Source organism: Pseudomonas sp. 2848 (genome assembly GCF_003253945.1).
Taxonomy (GTDB): Bacteria; Pseudomonadota; Gammaproteobacteria; order Pseudomonadales; family Pseudomonadaceae; genus Aquipseudomonas.
In genome coordinates, this window is record NZ_QKZD01000003.1 from 441,364 (window position 1) to 459,451 (window position 18,088).

An 18,088-nucleotide genomic window follows, 5' to 3' on the forward strand; every position below is an offset into this window, starting at 1 on the left:
TCTGAATCGTTGCGACGAACCAATATCTATTACATTTTGTGAGAAGGGGAGTTTGTAGGAATAGTCTCCATTAATTGTAGGTCACTTCTTTCGGTGAATTTACCAGGGAATCCGCCGCATAAATAATCGTTATGCTCGGGTGTGGTGGTCTATCGAACTAAAAATAACGTATCAATGGGAATTGCATGAATAAAGTGCTGATCGTGGATGATCACCCGGTCATTCGCCTGGCCGTACGCATGCTGATGGAACGGCATGGCTACGAAGTGGTGGCGGAGAGTGACAATGGTGTGGATGCCCTGCAACTGACGCGGGAGTATCTGCCGGATATTGTCATTCTGGATATCGGGATCCCCAAACTGGATGGGCTTGAAGTGATTGCGCGGATGACCTTGGTGAGCCCGGCGAGCAAGGTACTTGTTCTGACCTCACAGGCCCCGGGGCACTTCTCGATGCGCTGCATGCAAGCGGGGGCGGCAGGTTATGTCTGCAAGCAACAGGAGTTGACCGAACTGCTCAGTGCCATCAAGGCCGTGCTGTCCGGCTACAGCTATTTCCCCAACCAGGCATTGCACAAGGGGCGCTCGGGCACGGGAGGCGCTACGGAAATGGAGATGGTCGAGCGGCTTTCCGGCCGGGAGATGATGGTGCTGCAGCAACTGGCACGGGGCAAGAGCAACAAGGAGATCGCCGACAGCATGTTCCTCAGCAACAAGACGGTCAGTACCTACAAGACTCGCCTGCTGCTCAAGTTGAATGCTCGCTCGTTGGTGGACCTGATCGAACTCGCCCAGCGCCATGGGCTGGCCTGAGCCCTATTGAAAAGCCTCCGTTCAGGAGGCTTTCGCATGTCTGCGTTACAGATCGTAGTCGAAGTCGGCCAGCTGTTTCTGCAGGCGTCGCTCCTCGAGCATGTTGTCGATGGTGCGGCGCTTGCTGAGGTTGGTCTTGGCCGGTTCGGCCTGCGGCTCCACGTCGTCGTCCGTACTTTGGAAGTCGTCATCGTTTGCCAAGTCTTCTTTATCGGTGCTCATGCGTCACTCCAAGCCAAAGGGCCATTGGCCGTCCTTATAACGGGAATCGCAGAGCGGGTAAAAAAGATTTTTTCAATCGCCTTGTGCTGTTGTCAGCTATTGCTTCAATCGTCCGAGGTCTTGAACTTGTATTCGCACAGGTCCTCGATTCGGCAGCTGCCACAGCGCGGTTTCCGAGCCTGGCAGACATAGCGGCCATGCAGGATCAGCCAATGGTGGGCATCGAGCAGAAAGTCCTTTGGCACGAACTTGAGCAATTTCTTTTCGACTTCCAGAACGGTCTTGCCCGGCGCGATACCGGTGCGGTTGCTGACCCGGAAGATATGCGTATCGACGGCCATGGCCAGTTGGCGAAAGGCGGTGTTGAGCACCACGTTGGCGGTCTTGCGCCCAACGCCGGGCAGGGCTTCCAGCGCTTCGCGGTTCTGCGGGACTTCACCTGCGTGCAGTTCGACCAGCAGGCGACAGGTCTCGATGACATTCTTGGCCTTGCTGTTGTACAGCCCGATGGTCTTGATGTACTCACTCAGGCCTTCAACACCCAGGGCGTGGATGGCCTGCGGCGTATTGGCGACCGGGAACAGGCGAGCGGTAGCCTTGTTGACGCCGACGTCCGTCGCCTGGGCCGAAAGGATCACGGCGATCAGCAGTTCGAAGGGGGTGGAATAGGCCAGTTCGGTCTTGGGTTCGGGATTGTCTTCATGCAGCCTGCGAAAGATCTCCAGGCGTTTGGCAGCATTCATGGGGTCAACGGCTTCCTTGACGACTTGGGGAGGTGGTTGATGGACGCAGGTGATTGTACAAGCCCAGCAGCAGGCCGAGCAGTATCAAGGCGCCGGGGGCTAGCGTGGCAATGTGGAGGTCGAGATTGTCGGCGAGCACTTGTCGACAGATGCCCAGGGCAAGGCTGGCCAGCAGGAGCCCACCCAGGCCGCGGCACAGTTGGTGGTATCGGTGAGCGTGCGGCAGCAACTGTTCGCAGGCCAGGCAGGGCAGCGCCAGCAACAGGGGGTAGAGGGCAAGTTCATCGGCCAGGGGCAGGGCCCACGCCCGCAGCCCCAGGTACAGGCAGGTTACCAAGGTGGCGGTCAATACAGCGCTCGCCCACAGGCTGGCGCCCTGGGCAAGGTGGCGACGCAGTGGTGCCATCAGTGCCTGGTGCAGGCCTGTCAGCAGGCAAGCGCAAAGGCTGATGGAGATCGCCTGGACAATGGTCCGGGTTGCGCCGAGCAGCGGTACCAGGCTGATCATCAGTAGCCAGAACCTGCTCATGGGCGCGCCTCGCCGAGCAGTGCGGGGCGGTGGTCGTCGAAATAGCGCAGCGCATCCTGGATCGCCGCGATGACAGCCCAAGAGGTTACCGTCGCCCCGGCCAGTTGATCGAACGCGCCCTGGTCACGTTTGATCGCCCAGGCCTGCTCGGGTGTATTTTCCTGTGCCCGGCCGATGAACTGGTCGAGCCATTGACGCGCCGGGTCTGCCAGTTGGTCGCCCAGGCCTGGGCTTTCCTGTTGCTCGAGTACACGCATGCCCACCAGGCGGCCCTGGGTGTTGATGGCGATGACCATTTCGATGGCGCCGCCATAGCCCTGGAACCTGTTGTGCAGCAGGATGGCGGTTGGGGCTCCCGCCAGCGTGGCGCGATAAGCGGCCAACAGGCGGCTATGGCGCAGGCTGGTATCTGCCAGGGCCAAGGCTGTTTGCAAGGGCTGGTTGTCATAGCTGCCTGGCGGCAGCACTGTCAGCCACTGCTGTTCATGCCACTGGCGCTGGGCCTGCGCAATAGGTTTGGCAGTGAAGCGTTGCCAGGCCAAAGTCGTGACAACGGCCAGCAATGCCAGCAGTGACAGGCACGCGGCGCTGCGCCAGCGGGCACTCACGGGCAGGCCTGCTGGCGACGCTCCGCCCAGCGATCCAGGGACGGTGCGGCAAGGTTCATCAGCAGAATGGCGAATGCGGTGCCATCGGCAAAGCTGCCCCACGTACGGATCAGGTAGATCAGCAGGCCGGCGCTGGCACCGAACAGCAGACGGGCCAGTGGCTGCCTGCAACCAGATACCGGTTCGGTGGCGATGAAGAACGCGGCCAGCATGGTCGAGCCTGACAGCAGGTGCAGCAATGGTGAGCCATTGGAGTCGGAGCCTGAGCCGTTCCAGCCCAGCAGGCTGAACAGAAACAAGGCGCCGAGCAAGCCGATGGGCGCGTGCCAGGTGAAGACCTTGCGCTGCATCAGAAATAGCCCGCCGAGCAGGAAGGCGAGGTTGACCCATTCGCTGGCGCTCCCACCGATATGGCCAAAGGCCGAATGGCTGGCAAACAGTTCGTCGATGGTCAGGCTGCGGTTATGGCGCAGCACGTCGAGTACCGTGGGGCTGGCCCAGGCATCGATGCGATCGCCGGTACCCAGGCTCAGGTTCAGGCTGTCCAGCAACCCGGCGGTCTGGCCAGGCCAGTGGTTCATCTGCAAGGGGAAGCTCAGCAGGACGAACGCATAGCCCACCATGGCCGGGTTGAACAGGTTGCGTCCCACTCCCCCGAAGGCTTGTTTGCCCAGGCCAATGGCAACACAGGCTGCCATCAGCGGTAGCCACCAAGGGGCGTGGATGGGCAGGGCGGCGGCCAGCAGGACGGCGGTGACCAGCGCGCTGCCATCGCCCAGGGCCGAGACCACCGGCAGCTTGCGCCAGCTCAGCAGCAAGGCCTCGGTGGCCAGCGCCGCGCAACTGCTCAGCAGCAGGTTGATCAGCACGCCCCAGCCATGCAGCCAGAACAGCGCCAGCAGGCCAGGGGTGCAGGCCAGCAGCACCAGTTGCATGGCGCTGCGCAGGCGCGGATCAGGTGGCGGCATGGGCCTGCAGCTCCTCGAGGTATTGCCGGGCAATGTTTTGCAGGGCCGGCAGCAAGACGTCGATGTGTAGAGACAGATTCATTGGGTGAACAGTCCGTTGAGTCCCGAAAACGCCATGGCCATCACCCCGGCACCGATCAGTTGAATAGGCAGGCCGCGTAACGCTGCGGGTACCTCGGCTTGGCGGCTGCGCAAATCTAGGTCCGCATACAGCACCAGCGCGAGCCAGAAGCCCAAAGCGGCAACGAGAGGCCACGCCAGCAGGCGCCAGCCGCGCATGTCGTCATGGGACAGTTGCACCAGCAAGCCTAGCACCACGGCATTTGCGCTCAGCAGGCCCGACAGGCCTTGTGTGGGCCAGTCCGGGCGCAGCCGCTGGAGCAGGTTCGGCAGCGCCCAGGCCAGTGCCGCCAGCAACGGCAGGAAGACCAAGAGCTGCAGGTCTTGCAACTGCAATGGCACGAGCAGTTGTTGGTACAGCCAGGCGCCGACTGGCAGTGCCATGAGGATCAGCAGTGCGGTGCACAGGCCCAGCGCATGCAGGCGCACACGCTCGACTGGCTCTGCCTGCAGGAGCAGGTGATTGACCAGCGCGGCGCTGACCAGGACCAGAACATAGTCACTCATGGAGATGCCGACGGCGGGACGATGGCGCCATTATCCGGCAGCGGGCGGCAGATGCAAATGCCCCGGCCAGGGGGCCGGGGCATATTGGTTGCCTGATTCGGTTACTTGATGCGCTGGCCTGGCTTGGCACCGCTGTCGGGGCTGAGCAGGTAGATCTCCTCGCCGCCCGGGCCGGCTGCCATGACCATGCCCTCGGAAACACCGAAGCGCATCTTCCGTGGCTTGAGGTTGGCCACCATCATGGTCAGGCGGCCTTCCAGCTGGGACGGATCCGGGTAGGCCGACTTGATGCCCGAGAACACATTGCGACGCTCGTCACCGATGTCCAGGGTCAATTGCAGCAGCTTGTCGGCACCCGGCACGGCTTCGGCCTTGACGATCAGCGCCACGCGCAGGTCGACTGCGGCGAAGGTGTCGAATTCGATCTCGGCCGACAGCGGGTCCTTGGCCAGCTCGCCATTGCCCGCCGGGGCGGTGTTGGCCTCGGCGGCCAGCAGGTCTTCCTTGCTGGCGGCGATCATGGCTTCGACCTTGGCCGGTTCGATGCGGCTCATCAGCGCCTTGAACGGCTTGAGCTGGTGATTTTCCAGGCGCGACTGGTGGTCGTTCCAGGTCAATGGCGCGACATTGAGGAAGGCCTCGGCGTCGGCGGCCAGCACCGGCAGGACCGGCTTGAGGTAGATCACCAGTTGGCGGAACAGGTTGACGCCCTGGGCGCAGATGGCCTGCACCTCGTCCTGCTTGCCTTCCTGCTTGGCCAGCGACCATGGGGCCTTGTCGGCGATCCAGGCGTTGGCGCGATCGGCCAGGGCCATGATCTCGCGCATGGCGCGCCCGAAATCGCGGGCTTCATAGGCCTCGGCAATCGACGGGGCGGCCGCGAGGAAGGCTTCGGTCAGCTCTGGCGCGGCATCACCGGCGACCATCACGCCGTCATTGCCCTTGTGGATGAAGCCGGCGCAGCGGCTGGCGATGTTGACCACCTTGCCGACCAGGTCGGAGTTGACCTTTTGCACGAAGTCCTCGAGGTTCAGGTCGAGGTCGTCGACGCCGCGGCCCAGCTTGGCGGCGTAGTAGTAACGCAGGTATTCCGGCTGCAGATGATCGAGGTAGGTGCGCGCCTTGATGAAGGTGCCGCGCGACTTGGACATCTTCGCGCCATTGACGGTGAGGTAGCCGTGCACGTTGACCGCGGTCGGTTTGCGCAGGCCCGCGCCTTCGAGCATGGCCGGCCAGAACAGGGCGTGGAAGTTGACGATGTCCTTGCCGATGAAGTGGTACAGCTCGGCCGTGGAGTCTTCTTTCCAGAACGCGTCGAAGTCCAGTTCCGGCCGGCGCGCGCAGAGGTTCTTGAAGCTGGCCATGTAGCCGATCGGCGCGTCCAGCCAGACGTAGAAGTACTTGCCAGGCTCGCCCGGGATCTCGAAACCGAAGTACGGGGCGTCGCGGGAGATGTCCCATTCCTGAAGGCCAGCGTCCAGCCACTCGGCGAGCTTGTTGGCCACGGCGTCCTGCAGGGTGCCGCTGCGGGTCCACTGCTGCAGCATGGCCTGGAAGTCGGGCAGCTTGAAGAAGAAGTGCTGGGAGTCACGCAGCACCGGGGTGGCGCCGGAGATTGCCGACTTGGGGTTCTTCAGCTCGGTCGGGGCGTAGGTGGCGCCGCATTTTTCGCAGTTGTCGCCGTACTGGTCCTCGGCCGCGCACTTGGGGCAGGTGCCCTTGATGAAGCGGTCGGCGAGGAACATGCCCTTTTCAGGGTCGAAATACTGGGTGACCGAACGGGTGGCAATATGCCCGGCATCGCGCAGGCGCGTGTAGATCAGGCTCGACAGCTCGCGGTTCTCTTCGCTGTGCGTGGAGTGGTAGTTGTCGAAGTCGACCAGGAAGTCGGCGAAGTCGGCGCTGTGCTCGGCCTGGACGTTGGCGATCAGTTGCTCGGGCGTGATGCCTTCCTTTTCAGCACGCAGCATGATGGCCGAGCCGTGGGCGTCGTCGGCGCAGACATAGATGCACTGGTTGCCGCGCAGTTTCTGGAAGCGCACCCACATGTCCGTCTGGATGTACTCGAGCATGTGGCCAAGGTGGATCGATCCATTGGCATAGGGCAGGGCGCTGGTGACGAGAATCTGACGTGGCTCGGACATGGTGGCTCGGCTACTTATCTGGCTACGGGGTAAAAATGAGGGTGATCGGCCACTATAAAGGGCTGGCGAATATATTTCACCCCAACAACGCATGCGCTGACGATTGACGGGTTAGCATAGGCACCTGTTTCGTATTCAGTTTGCCAATGGGAGCCTCCATGAGTGCCGTTACCCGTGCCGCCGTCGAAGGCGTGCTTCGCCAGTACACCGACCCCTACCTGAACCAGGACCCGGTCAGCGCCGGTTGCGTGCGCGCCATCGATATCCAGGGCGGGCAGGTCAATGTGCAGTTGCAGTTGGGTTATGCCGCCGGGCTGTTCAAGGGGGGCTGGGCGCAGGTGCTGCAAACTGCCATCGAGAACCTCGACGGCGTGACTTCGGCCTCCGTCGCCATCGACAGCGTGATTACCACGCACAAGGCCCAGGCTCAGGTGCCGGCCCTGGCCAGCGTCAAGAACATCGTCGCCGTGGCATCGGGCAAAGGCGGGGTCGGCAAGTCGACCACTGCCGCCAACCTGGCTCTGGCCCTGGCCCGCGAGGGTGCCCGGGTGGGCATACTCGACGCCGACATCTATGGCCCCAGCCAGGGTGTGATGTTCGGCATCCCCGAGGGCACCCGCCCGCAGGTGCGCGAGCAGAAGTGGTTCGTGCCGATCAAGGCCCATGGCGTCGAGGTCATGTCCATGGCCTTCCTCACTGATGACAACACGCCCATGGTCTGGCGCGGCCCGATGGTCTCGGGCGCGTTGCTGCAGCTGGTGACCCAGACCGCCTGGGACGACCTCGACTACCTGGTGATCGACATGCCGCCAGGCACTGGCGACATCCAGCTGACCCTGGCGCAGAAGGTGCCGGTGGCGGGCTCTGTCATCGTCACCACCCCGCAGGATCTGGCGCTGCTGGATGCCAAGAAGGGCGTGGAGATGTTCCGCAAGGTCAACATCCCGGTGCTGGGTGTGGTGGAGAACATGGCGGTGCACATCTGCTCCAACTGCGGCCATGCCGAGCACCTGTTCGGCGAAGGCGGCGGCGAGAAGCTGGCGGCCCAGTACGGTGTCGAACTGCTGGCGTCGTTGCCGCTGTCGATGCTTATCCGCGAGCAGGCCGACAGTGGCAAGCCGACCGCGATTGCCGAGCCGGAGAGCCAGATCGCCATGGTCTACCAGGAGCTGGCGCGGCAGGTGGGGGCACGAATCGTGTTGCAGGAAGCGGCGGCGCCGGCGATGCCGAGCATCACCATCAGCGAGGATTGATTCGGCTCAGTAGACGCATGCTTTGCGGTGCGTGGGAGCGGGCTTGCCCCGCGATGATGGTTCCCTGTGCTGGCGCCATCGCGGGGCCAGCCCGCTCCCACGAATAGCCATGCTTACGAAGCCATCAATCTTCGGGCACAAAAAAACCCGCCAATGGCGGGTTTTTTTTGAAAGCTAGGAAGCGAGATCGACTTAGGCGATCTGAACTTCTTCAGCCTGCATGCCTTTCTGGCCGCGGGTAGCGACGAAAGTAACAGCCTGGCCTTCTTTCAGGGTTTTGAAGCCGTCAGCTTGGATGGCTTTGAAGTGCACGAACAGGTCGTCACCCGACTGAGGGGTGATGAAGCCGTAGCCTTTCTCATCGTTGAACCACTTAACGGTACCGTTTTGACGGTTGGACATGTTTCTGTCTCCTTGGACAAAGTTGATTACGGTCAGGAAGTACCCTGCCCGGGACTGAGTGCAAAGAGAGCAGAAAATTCAGCGATGGGCCGATGATAATCGTGCATCAAACTAGAGATTCTCGGTGTCACGTGCAGCACAGTGGCGCCACCTTAACCCACTTTCCACGACCTGCCAATGGCCAAGGAGCGCTTTGATGAATTTCGGATCGGCGGCCGGCGCAGGCCCCGTCTGGCGCGGGATGGGCAAGGAAACTTTAACCCGCGCGCCGGGACCGGTAAGATGCGCATCTCGTTTTTCACCTTGCACTCTTCAGGACACCCCGCCATGAGCATCAAATCGGACAAGTGGATTCGCCGCATGGCGCAGGAACACGGCATGATCGAACCGTTCGTCGAGCGCCAGGTGCGCGGCGAGCACGACAGCCGGGTCATCTCCTTCGGCGTCTCCAGCTACGGCTACGACGTGCGTTGCGCCGACGAATTCAAGGTGTTCACCAACATCAACTCGGCCACCGTCGACCCGAAGAACTTCGATGCCGGCAGCTTCGTCGACATCAAGAGCGACGTGTGCATCATCCCGCCGAACTCCTTTGCCCTGGCCCGTACCGTCGAGTACTTCCGCATTCCGCGTGACGTGCTGACCATCTGCCTGGGCAAGAGCACCTACGCGCGCTGCGGCATCATCGTCAACGTCACTCCGCTCGAGCCCGAGTGGGAAGGTCATGTGACGCTGGAGTTCTCCAACACCACCACGCTGCCGGCGAAGATCTACGCCAACGAAGGCGTGGCGCAGATGCTGTTCCTGCAGTCCGACGAGGAGTGCGAAGTGTCGTACAAGGACCGCGGCGGCAAGTATCAGGGCCAGCGTGGCGTCACCTTGCCGCGCACCTGAGCCGACAAAGCGCGGGAATTGTTTCCGCGCCCGGCACTCCAACGAGTGAACAGTTCCGGCGCGCATGACGTGCGCCGGCTCTCGTCAGGAGCCCCCCATGAAAATCGATCCCGCAATCAGTGCCAAGCTGGCCGTCCTGCAGCCGAACCAGATCGGATTGCTAGCCTGGTCGCTGCTGGCCCATCCGCCGACACACACGCCACTGCCCATGCGTGCAGGCGGAGTGCCTCACCAGCCTGATCCCGACACGCCCCAGCCGCCGCAGCCTGGCGAGCAGCCACCGATGGAGCCGGGCGAGCCGACCCTGCCCGATGAGCCGCCTCCCGCTCCTGTGGCCTGACGCCGCTCAGTTGCCCAGCAGGTAACCGCTGCGGCAAACCTGCTCGCCTGCCACATGGGCGACCACCATGCCCGCGGTGGCCATGCGCCTGATGCTGCGGGCATAGAGCAGCCCGGCCTGGCTATTGCGCAAGGGCGTTACCCGGTCGCTGAGCGGGTCGATGACCTCGGCGATCAGCGCTCCGGCTTGCAGGTACTGCCCGGGGCTGGCATGGAACACCAGCAACCCGCCAAGCGGAGCCATGACCGGTTCCACCGCCGCCAGCGGCGTGGCCGGATGGCGCAAAGCGGGCAAGGGCGCCGGTTGGCCTTCGATGACGCCGGCGTGGGTCAGGAAGTCGAGGATCGCCTGGCAGTCCTGGGTGGCCAGGGCGTGGCTGACATCGGCCTGGCCGCGCAACTCGATGGTCACCGAAAAACTGCCCTGGGGGATCGGGAAGCGTTTGCCGAAGCGCTGCTGCAACTGCCACCACACCAGGCTGAAACACTCATCGAACGATTGCCCGCCCGAGTCGGTGGCCAGCAGGCTGGCCTGGACGCCCAGGTAGCGGGCCAGCGGTTCGACCTCGGGCCAGGCCTCGGGCGTGGTGTACAGGTGTTCGACGGCTTCGAAGTCGCAATGCAGGTCGAGCACCATGTCGGCATCGCAGGCCAGGCGCTGCAGGGTCAGGCGCTGGGACTGCAGCGGCGTGTGCGCGGGGTGGGCATCCAGGCCCCGGCGCAGGTATTCACGGATCAACGCCAGGTTGTGGGCCGGGTCCTGGGAAAGATGACCTTCGATCTGGTCGCCGATGCTGTCCGACAGGTCGACGAACCTGCGGTTGAAGTTCTCGCCGCTTTGCAGCTCGAAACGCCCCAGGGGCGCGTCCAGCAATACCTGCTCGAGGCCGACCGGGTTGGCCACCGGCACCAGGATGACCTCCTTGCGCAACCGCCCCTGCTGCTCCATGTCCGCGAGCCGCTGCTTGAGGTGCCAGGCCACCAGCATGCCCGGCAGCTCGTCGGCATGCAGCGAAGCCTGGATATACACCTTGCCGGCGCCACGTGGGCCGAAATGGAAGCTGTGCAACTGGCGGGCGATACCCGGGACAGGGGAGAGCAGGTCGTGGGTCGAGTGGTGCATGGTGGTCCTGATGTGAGCGCTGTGCGGCAAGGGCTGGGATCAAGGATAGAAGCATAACTTCGGGGGCGGCGCACTATTCACATAGGACAGCGCAAGAGGATGGGGGCAGTGACCATGGGATCGAGCACCGCGCGCGGCGCTCGATTTTGCTGGCTCTGGTCTCTGAGACCTATTTGCCAGGCACCAGCGTCAACCGCTGGCTGCCATAGGCCCGGGCAAAATTCTGCGGTTGCAGCGGCAGGCTGGTGAAGCGGCCCTTGAACCAGGCATCGAGCCCATCGCTGTAATGGCGGCTGGCCGGATTGCCGGATTGGCCGTTGCTGGTCAGCAGCTGCAGCGGTTCGGTCTGCCCGAAATCAACGATCATCCGCGCCGAGGCCGGCAGTTGGGTGTCGAAGCTGCTCCCCCAGGCATAAGGCGTCAGGGCCAGGGTGCTGAAGTCGCCACCCGCCGCCAGGGGCGCGCGCTCGAGTTTGTCGCCCAGGCCGTGATAGGCCGGTGCCGGCCAGCGGTACTGATGCAGCTTGCCCCACTGCCAGGCGCGGCGGTCGGCGCCGAGTTGTGTGGTGCCGGCATCCACCGCCGCAGCCAGGCTGCGGGCGAGGATGGTGGGCTTGTCTTCTTTTTGCGGCGTGCCGCGATCGTCCCAGAACGGGCTGTCCTCGCGTCCCAGCAGGTGGTCGGCCTGGGCGGAGTAGGAAAGCTTGGCATTGCCGATGAACGCTTGCCATGCCGGGCTGGATTCCGGGCCCAGTTCATCGAGGAAGGTCTGGCGAGTGACTGCCTGGAGGAACAGTTCGTACAGGGCGGCATCGGCCGACACCGGGCTTAGCCGGCCATCGAAGGCCTTTAGCCGCGCCAGCGCATCGCGAGCCTTGTCGCGCTGGGCGCCAGGCAGGGCGTCGATGGCCTGCTTGAGCGGCTGGGCCATGCCGGGGGCGTCGAACATCTGCTTGAGCTTGTCGGCCAGCAGTGTCACCTGATCGTTCTGCAGGGCCATCAGGCTGCGGCTGTCGTGACGACCGTTGCCGGCCAACTGGGCCAGGCGTTCGGCACGCTCGGGGTAGTACCAACTGCTCGACAGCTGCATGCCGTAGCCTTTGGGCAGGCTGCGCTGGTTGGCGTGGCCGATGAAGCCGGCGGGCGGGTCCTGATCGTAGGGGTGCAGCATCGCATCGGCGTAGCCATCCCAGTCATAGCGCCCGTCCCAGCCTGGTGAGGGCAACAGGCCCTGGCCTTCGCGGCGGTTGGGATAACGACCGCTGACCTGCCAGCCGATATGCTGGGGCTCGGCGAAGACGAAGTTCAGCGCCGCCGCACCGACTTCACGGGTGCTGTCGAAAGCACGCTCGATGTTTTGCGCGCGGGTCAGGTCGAACAGCGCATCGAGGCTGCGATCATCCTTGAGCAGCGGTAGATGCAGGGCCAGGGCCAGGCTGCCATGCCCCGGCAACAGGGTGCCGTGGCGGGTGTCGTACATCACCTCGCGCTGGGGGCGCTGGCCGCGAACGAAGAAGGTCTCGTTGCGGGCACGCGCCGGTTGCCACTTGCCCTCGGCGAGGTAGGTCAGCTGGGTGCCCTGGCGGCGCACCTGCTCGAGGAACAGGTCCTGGTTGTCGGCCATCACCGCGCTGCTGCTCCAGGCTAGCTTGCCGTTGTAGCCGGCCAGCACGATCGGCAGCCCCGGCAGCGACAGGCCGGCGACCTGATACTTGCCGGTGTGGATCTGCACCGGGCTCAGTGCCCAGGCAGCGCGGCTGTCGCTGGCCAGCAGGCTCTTGCCGGCACGGCTGCGCTGGGGCGACAGCGCCAGGTTGCTCGAGCCGGGGGCGCCCAGCAGGCCGAGGTCGGCCAATTGCTGGCCAGTGGCGGCGAGCGCGCCCAGGCCCGGCAGCTGGCTGGCCAGGTTCACGCCCTTGAGCTTGTCGACTTCGCTTTCGGCCAGGGGCTCGTCCGGAGCGCCGGGCAGCAGCCAGGCCAGCTTGTCGGCACCGACCTTCTGCACCAGGATCAATGCCGACAGTTCCTCCTGCAGGTTCACCGACTGGCTGAAGGCGTAGAGGCTGAAGATCAGCGCCGAATCCTCGGGTTTCCAGTATTCCGGGCGATAACCGCTGCGAGCGAGTTCGCCCGGCAACTTGTCGCGATAGCGGAACAGGTAGGCGTTGACCCCGCGGGCATAGACTTCGAAGAAGCGCTTCAGGCGCGGCGAGGCATCGGCATACAGCTGACCGGCACTCTGTTTGAGGTTGGCCGCGCGCATCAGCCGGTCGATCGCCAGGGCGTCGGCTCCCGCCAGCTCGGCCAGGCGCCCTTGGGCCAGCAGGCGCATGGCGACCATCTGCTCGATGCGATCCCCGGCATGCAGGTAGCCCAGGCTGAACAGCGCATCATGGAAGTTGCCGCTTTCGATCAGCGGCGCGCCCATTGCGTTACGCCGTACCGAGACGTTCTGCGCCAGACCCTTGAGCGGTTGCACGCCGCTGTTGGGCAGGACGCTGTCCTGGTAGCCACCCATCTGGCAGCCGCCCAGCGCGAGCAGGCCAAGCAACGCGGCAGCACTGCCGAGGCGGAGAGGGAAGGGTGGAAGGACGGGGGCGGCCATGGCTGGATTCCTGCAGGGTGTGGCGGGGTTCTGAAAGGCGCTAAGGTAGTGAGCGCGCAGTCGCCGTGCAAGGTGCCGGGGAGCTTTATTTACCAGTGGTCATGCTGGAGCGGGTTGATCATGGGCCAAGCCCGTTCCCGCGACGATTTGTCTGGGAGTGGGCTTGGCCCTGAACACGTGCGCTGACGTTGATCAGGCGCCGTGGCACTTCTTGAATTTCTTCTCGCTGCCGCATGGGCAAGGGTCGTTGCGGCCGACGTCCTTCAGGGCGTTGCGCACCGGCTCCTGGTGGCCGTGGTTGCAGTGCGGGCCATGCACATGGCCGTGGTCGTGGTGATGGTCGTGACCGTGATCGCAGTCGGGGCCATGGACATGGGGTTGTTGGGTCATTGCAGCGTTACTCCGGTTTAAGATCGCCGGGGATTATCTCACCCATTTGCCTCAAGTACAGGTCCCGATGCACGATCAGCCCGGTGGCCAGCTCGCCCCGCAGTTGGTATTGCACGGGTTGTCCGCTCTTGAGCAGCTTCGCCAGGGGCTTGAGGTGCTGCCAGAGATTGGTCCGCACGGTGACCTTGAAGGTGCGCCGGGCATGGCCGCCAACGCTGCGCCAGAGGCTGGCCTCGTCTTCGGCCAGCAGCAGGTCGCCGAGGCGGACCGAGTAGGCCAGGTGGCGGATGAACAGGCGGCTGTCGTTAGGGTTGTCGACGCGCAGGTGCAGAACGAACTCCTGCTGGTGCAGGCGCACCTTCACCGGTTCCACCTCGAGCAGGTGCAGCTGTGGTTCGCGCCAGGTATCACCGCCCCAACTGGCGCAGCCCGCCAACCAGCCCAGCAGCAGGCTGAGCGTGAGCAGTCGGGCCAAGGTGCGCATGCTCAACTACCGAGGTAACTGGCGCAGCATTTTTTGAACTTCTGCCCGCTGGCGCAGGGGCAGGGGTCGTTGCGTCCGGCCTTGAGGGGCGCGGTCGGGTCGATGAAATACCAGCGTCCGGCATGCTGGACGAATGCCGAGCGCTCGCGGTGCTGGTGATCGCCCTCAAGGTCGTGCCAGCGCGCGGTGAACGTGACGAAGGCATGCTCGGGCTGCCCGCCCAGCACCTCGGCGCCCTCCACCTCCAGGCCCAGCCAGGTGCTCTGCGCGCTCCAGGCCGCCATGGCGGCGCGGTCCAGGCCTGGGCGCTGGGCCGGCAGGGTGGTAGCCACCAGGTAATCCACCAGGCCCAGCACATAGGCGCTGTAGCGTGAACGCATCAGCGTCTGGGCATCCGGTGCTGGTGTTCCACTGTGATAGTGCCCGCAGCAGGTATCGAGCAGGTTGCCACTGCCGCAGGGGCAGATCGAGACACTCATTCGGTCACCACCAGTACTTGCCGAAGTTTTCGGGGTTGGCCCAGAACTTTGCGTTGAGCCAATCCGGGACTTGTTTGTAGTCATGCAGATCATAGGTGAACAGGCTCAATACCTGTTCATCGCGCTGGAACTGCTCGCTGGCCGAGAGCGCCAGCGAATAGAAATCGGTGGCCTGCCAGCCGCAGGCGGCCAAGTCGGCCAGCACCGCGACGCGGCTGGCGTTGAGGTTGCGGATGCCGCCGAGCAGCTCCAGGCCGGTGCGCTTGGGCAGGTGTTCCAGGCAATCGACCAGTACCGCCAGGTCGAAGCGCCGGGCTGCCTGTTCGGCAGGCAGCGGGCCGGGTGCGGCAACTTCGATGTGGGTATCGGGATGGGCGGCGGCGAAGGCTTCCAGGGCAGGGAAGCGGCTGCCCACCAGCAGCAAGTGGCGCGGGGTGAAACGTTCCAACAGGGCGGCCAGGGCCTGCTGGGGCGTGCGTTGGGAGAAAGCGTCGGTCATTGCCATTCCTCGTTCAGGTCGCTCAAGACTAACGGTCCCAGGCCAGCGGGCAAAGGGGTGCGCCGCTGCGGCGTGGCTTATTGCTGGCAGAGCGGGAAGCGCCGGTCTTTACTCCCAGAGCATCGGTTTTCTACCGATTCCCCCTAGGAGAAGCAACAAGATGAGCATAGTACGCACAGCGATACCCCTGGTTCTGCTCACCAGTGTGTTGACTGGTTGTGCAGGTTTGCAGAAAACCGACTGGCCGAAGTGTGCTGCCGTCGGGGGCGTGGGCGGCGCGGCCCTGGGCGCGATCGAGAGCTCCAGCTGGGCCGGCTGGGGCGCCTTGCTCGGTGGCGGCCTGGCGGCGGGTTACTGCTGGGCCCATGGCGACGGTGACGAAGACGGCGACGGCGTACCGGACAGCCGCGACAAGTGCCCGGGCACCCCGCGCGGCGTGCAGGTCGACGCCAATGGCTGCCCGCCGGAGCCGGTGCCGGTGGTCGAGGAAGTCGTGGTACAGAAGGAAGAAGTCATCGTCATCCGTGACGTGCATTTCGAATTTGACTCGGCACGCCTGACGGCCACCGACAAGGAGCGCCTGAACACCATCGCCACGCGGCTCAAGCAGGAAGCCCCGAGCGCGCGCCTGAGCGTTTCCGGCCACACCGACAGCGTCGGTTCCGACAGCTACAACCAGAAGCTCTCCGAGCGCCGCGCCCAGTCGGTGACCAACTACCTGGTCGAAAGCGGTGTGCCGCGTGCCAGCTTCGTCTCGGTGGTGGGGGCGGGTGAAACGCAGCCGGTCGCCGACAACGCCACCGCCGACGGGCGTGCCATGAACCGTCGAACCGAGATCAAGATCCAGCGTTGATGGCGACGTGCCCGCGCCTTGAGAAGTGGCGTGGGCACGTCTTTACTCCTGTGTGACCGGTAGCGGCCGGTGACACAGGAGCATTCACCATGCGTGTTTTGTCGAAAGCGGCACTGCCGTTGGTGGTGGCCACGAGCCTGCTGGCAGGTTGCGCCACCCACAGCGATGGCAGCGCGCCCCTCAATCAAAGGACCTGGCCCATCTGCAGCCTGCTTGGCGGCCTGGTCGGTGGCGGCCTGGGCGCCATCGAAAGTTCCAGCTGGGCGGCTGGTGCCGGCGTTGCCGGTGCGATTGCCGGTGGCCTGATCTGTTATGCCCAGGATGGCGACGAGGATGGCGATGGCGTTTTCGACCGCCGCGACCGCTGCCCGGATACTCCGGCCGGTACCCAGGTCAACCATATGGGCTGCCCATTGCCGCAGTATCCAGCCGCCGCACCGCAGCCGGAGCCTGCGGCGACCTCGGAAGTGATCACGCTCGATGATCAGGGCCAGGTGCTGTTCGCCTTCGACTCCGCCGAACTCACCCAAGGTGCCCAGCAGCGTCTGCAGGGCTTGCTGCCCAAGCTCAACGACCCCAGTGTGGCCAGTGTCAAGGTGATCGGTTTCACTGACAGCGTGGGCTCCGACAGTTACAACCAGCGCCTGTCCGAGCGCCGTGCCAGCGGTGTTGCCGAGTACCTGATCAGCCAGGGCCTGGCGCCGAACAAGGTGACCAGCCAAGGCCGTGGCGAGAGTGAGCCGGTGGCCGACAACGACACCGACGAAGGTCGCTCGCGCAACCGACGGGTGGAACTGCACCTGAACTGACCCCTCTGGCGCATGCCCCGGCAGTAGGGTTACTGTTGCCGACGCGGTTCGCTCGAACGGACCGCGTCGGCATAACAATAAATCATGGGGGCGGGGTATGAAGTTCATCCTGGGCCTGGGCAAGGCTCTGACGGTGGCGTTCTGGGGTGTGGTGCTGTTCAACCAGTTCATGCCGCAGCCATTGCCGCTCAATCTGCTGATCAATGCCGCAGGTATCGTCCTGCTGTCGCTGCATGTGCTCGAGGTGCTGTTCTTCAACGGCAGCCTGCGCGGGCGCAGCCACCGCTGGTTCGACCGCCTGCAGATTCTGTTGACCGGCATCTTCCATGTCATGTCCATTCCCCGGTCGCAGGAGGCGCCGAGCCATGCGTAAACTGATTTTGCTGGCTGTAATGGCTACACCCGTGGCCCAGGCCGAAAGCCTGGAGGTTGCTGCCCATTCGATGTTGCGCCTGCCGAACAAGGCGGCCAGCGTGCACCTGGAGCACCTGCGAGTGGCCGACTCGGCGACCTTGTTGCTACCGGCCAGCCTTACCGAGCTGAAGATCGATCGGCTCGAACTGGGGCGCGATGCGCGCATCGCCATCGCGCCGGCCGAGCGCGACCTGAGCATCGAGGCGTTGACGGCTCGGCTGGGCGAGGGTAGCGAATTCAGTGCGCCAGGGGCGCCCGGAAGCTACGAGCGGCCCGCGCGGCCGGGGCGTAACCTGGATCTGCGGTTGCAGGCGCTGGAGGCGGACCGGCTATCGATCGATGCCCGGGGCGGGGCTGGGGCGCCGGGGTATGTCGGGCTCGACGGCGCCAATGGCAAGCCGGGGGGCTGCACCTGGGGGCAGGCCAGTCGTGGGGCCAATGGTGATGATGGTGGCAACGGGCATGATGGGGCCCCCGGTGGGCGAGTTCGTCTGGCGGTGCCTGAAGGGTTTGCGCAGGAGCGGATTGTGGTGCGGCTTGATGGTGGTGCGCCTGGTAAGGCGGGGGCTGCCGGGAAGGCTGGGGCGGGTGGGGTCAGTAAGGGGTGTCTGGTTTATCGGACCGATGCTGGGGGGAATGGGCGGCCTGGGCAGGCCGGGCAGCCTGGGTTGGCTGGGGCCTCGGGGGAGTTGATTCTTCAGCGGCTTTGAGTTTTTTGGGGTAGCGTTGTTTGGTTGTTTGGTTGTTTGGTTGTTTGGTTGTTTGGTTGTTTGGTTAGTTGGTGTTGAAAGTTGTGTGCGCATTCATTTGCGATGTCGACGCTTATTCACCTTTCCGCCCTTACGGCGGGTCCCTTTTTGAAGGATCAAAAAGGAACCAAAAAATCCTCGC

22 protein-coding genes are annotated in these 18,088 nt (G+C 64.1%); 8 read left to right on the plus strand and 14 right to left on the minus strand.

The genetic code is table 11. From position 1 onward, the window contains the following. The first annotated feature begins 185 nt into the window (after positions 1-185). Positions 186-812, plus strand: a complete 627-nt coding sequence (locus tag DFS21_RS09130; protein WP_046854458.1) for a response regulator transcription factor — start codon at positions 186-188, stop codon at positions 810-812. Between the two features lie 45 nt (positions 813-857). Here DFS21_RS09130 and DFS21_RS26720 read toward each other — a convergent pair whose 3' ends face one another. The 7 genes from DFS21_RS26720 to metG form a co-directional block, all read right to left on the minus strand. Then, positions 858-1,034 carry a PA3496 family putative envelope integrity protein gene (locus tag DFS21_RS26720; protein ID WP_023630757.1) on the minus strand — a complete coding sequence of 59 codons (177 nt, stop codon included), beginning with the start codon at positions 1,032-1,034 and terminating at the stop codon, positions 858-860. A gap of 104 nt (positions 1,035-1,138) precedes the next feature. Next, positions 1,139-1,777 carry an endonuclease III gene (gene nth, locus DFS21_RS09135; RefSeq protein WP_110701977.1) on the minus strand — a complete coding sequence of 213 codons (639 nt, stop codon included), beginning with the start codon at positions 1,775-1,777 and terminating at the stop codon, positions 1,139-1,141. 4 nt (positions 1,778-1,781) lie between these two features. After that, positions 1,782-2,306: an Rnf-Nqr domain containing protein gene (locus tag DFS21_RS09140; RefSeq protein ID WP_110701979.1), complete on the minus strand. Its 525-nt coding sequence runs from the start codon at positions 2,304-2,306 to the stop codon at positions 1,782-1,784. Continuing rightward, the gene (locus tag DFS21_RS09145) at positions 2,303-2,914 is read right to left on the minus strand and encodes an RnfABCDGE type electron transport complex subunit G (RefSeq protein ID WP_111532161.1); all 612 of its coding nucleotides are present in this window, start codon (positions 2,912-2,914) and stop codon (positions 2,303-2,305) included. Before DFS21_RS09145 ends, DFS21_RS09140 begins: the two co-directional genes overlap by 4 nt. Further along, on the minus strand, positions 2,911-3,882 hold the full coding sequence (locus tag DFS21_RS09150) for an RnfABCDGE type electron transport complex subunit D (protein ID WP_110701983.1): 972 nt from the start codon (positions 3,880-3,882) through the stop codon (positions 2,911-2,913). The genes DFS21_RS09145 and DFS21_RS09150 overlap by 4 nt, the downstream gene beginning before the upstream one ends. 78 nt (positions 3,883-3,960) lie before the next feature. Further along, a complete protein-coding gene (locus tag DFS21_RS09155) occupies positions 3,961-4,509 on the minus strand; it encodes an Rnf-Nqr domain containing protein (protein WP_110701985.1) in 549 nt (182 codons plus the stop codon). Positions 4,510-4,610: 101 nt separating this feature from the next. Further along, positions 4,611-6,653, minus strand: coding sequence for a methionine--tRNA ligase (gene metG / locus DFS21_RS09160; RefSeq protein ID WP_110701986.1), 2,043 nt, complete (start codon positions 6,651-6,653; stop codon positions 4,611-4,613). Positions 6,654-6,811: 158 nt separating this feature from the next. Here metG and apbC point away from each other — a divergent pair, with 158 nt between their 5' ends. Then, positions 6,812-7,906, plus strand: coding sequence for an iron-sulfur cluster carrier protein ApbC (apbC, locus tag DFS21_RS09165; protein WP_111532162.1), 1,095 nt, complete (start codon positions 6,812-6,814; stop codon positions 7,904-7,906). A 192-nt stretch (positions 7,907-8,098) separates the two neighbouring features. On the opposite strand, the gene DFS21_RS09170 is transcribed toward apbC, so the two are convergent. Continuing rightward, positions 8,099-8,308 carry a cold-shock protein gene (locus DFS21_RS09170; RefSeq protein WP_012273869.1) on the minus strand — a complete coding sequence of 70 codons (210 nt, stop codon included), beginning with the start codon at positions 8,306-8,308 and terminating at the stop codon, positions 8,099-8,101. Between the two features lie 327 nt (positions 8,309-8,635). Here DFS21_RS09170 and dcd point away from each other — a divergent pair, with 327 nt between their 5' ends. Together dcd and DFS21_RS09180 are read left to right on the plus strand one after the other, a co-directional pair. Further along, positions 8,636-9,202, plus strand: coding sequence for a dCTP deaminase (dcd, locus tag DFS21_RS09175; RefSeq protein WP_023630764.1), 567 nt, complete (start codon positions 8,636-8,638; stop codon positions 9,200-9,202). Positions 9,203-9,299: 97 nt separating this feature from the next. Continuing rightward, positions 9,300-9,542, plus strand: coding sequence for a hypothetical protein (locus DFS21_RS09180; protein WP_102684776.1), 243 nt, complete (start codon positions 9,300-9,302; stop codon positions 9,540-9,542). 6 nt (positions 9,543-9,548) lie between these two features. Here DFS21_RS09180 and DFS21_RS09185 read toward each other — a convergent pair whose 3' ends face one another. From DFS21_RS09185 to DFS21_RS09210, 6 genes are all read right to left on the minus strand, one after another. Beyond that, a complete protein-coding gene (locus DFS21_RS09185) occupies positions 9,549-10,664 on the minus strand; it encodes a succinylglutamate desuccinylase/aspartoacylase family protein (protein WP_102684777.1) in 1,116 nt (371 codons plus the stop codon). A 169-nt stretch (positions 10,665-10,833) separates the two neighbouring features. Further along, positions 10,834-13,269 carry a penicillin acylase family protein gene (locus DFS21_RS09190; protein WP_111532163.1) on the minus strand — a complete coding sequence of 812 codons (2,436 nt, stop codon included), beginning with the start codon at positions 13,267-13,269 and terminating at the stop codon, positions 10,834-10,836. Between the two features lie 192 nt (positions 13,270-13,461). Beyond that, positions 13,462-13,659: an SEC-C metal-binding domain-containing protein gene (locus tag DFS21_RS09195; RefSeq protein WP_029613223.1), complete on the minus strand. Its 198-nt coding sequence runs from the start codon at positions 13,657-13,659 to the stop codon at positions 13,462-13,464. A 7-nt stretch (positions 13,660-13,666) separates the two neighbouring features. Then, on the minus strand, positions 13,667-14,143 hold the full coding sequence (locus DFS21_RS09200; protein WP_110701994.1) for an LEA type 2 family protein: 477 nt from the start codon (positions 14,141-14,143) through the stop codon (positions 13,667-13,669). A gap of 2 nt (positions 14,144-14,145) precedes the next feature. Then, on the minus strand, positions 14,146-14,622 hold the full coding sequence (locus tag DFS21_RS09205; protein WP_110701996.1) for a YchJ family protein: 477 nt from the start codon (positions 14,620-14,622) through the stop codon (positions 14,146-14,148). Positions 14,623-14,626: 4 nt separating this feature from the next. Beyond that, entirely contained in the window at positions 14,627-15,121 is a 495-nt protein-coding gene (locus DFS21_RS09210; RefSeq protein ID WP_102684781.1) for a DUF6231 family protein, read from the minus strand. A 160-nt stretch (positions 15,122-15,281) separates the two neighbouring features. Here DFS21_RS09210 and DFS21_RS09215 point away from each other — a divergent pair, with 160 nt between their 5' ends. From DFS21_RS09215 to DFS21_RS09230, 4 genes are all read left to right on the plus strand, one after another. Further along, positions 15,282-15,974: an OmpA family protein gene (locus DFS21_RS09215; protein WP_102684782.1), complete on the plus strand. Its 693-nt coding sequence runs from the start codon at positions 15,282-15,284 to the stop codon at positions 15,972-15,974. 89 nt (positions 15,975-16,063) lie between these two features. Next, complete coding sequence (locus DFS21_RS09220) at positions 16,064-16,783, plus strand: OmpA family protein (protein ID WP_102684783.1); 720 nt, start codon at positions 16,064-16,066, stop codon at positions 16,781-16,783. 97 nt (positions 16,784-16,880) lie between these two features. Continuing rightward, on the plus strand, positions 16,881-17,156 hold the full coding sequence (locus DFS21_RS09225) for a DUF1145 domain-containing protein (RefSeq protein WP_046854474.1): 276 nt from the start codon (positions 16,881-16,883) through the stop codon (positions 17,154-17,156). After that, positions 17,149-17,907: a collagen-like protein gene (locus DFS21_RS09230; protein ID WP_111532164.1), complete on the plus strand. Its 759-nt coding sequence runs from the start codon at positions 17,149-17,151 to the stop codon at positions 17,905-17,907. The genes DFS21_RS09225 and DFS21_RS09230 overlap by 8 nt, the downstream gene beginning before the upstream one ends. Positions 17,908-18,088 lie beyond the last annotated feature (181 nt).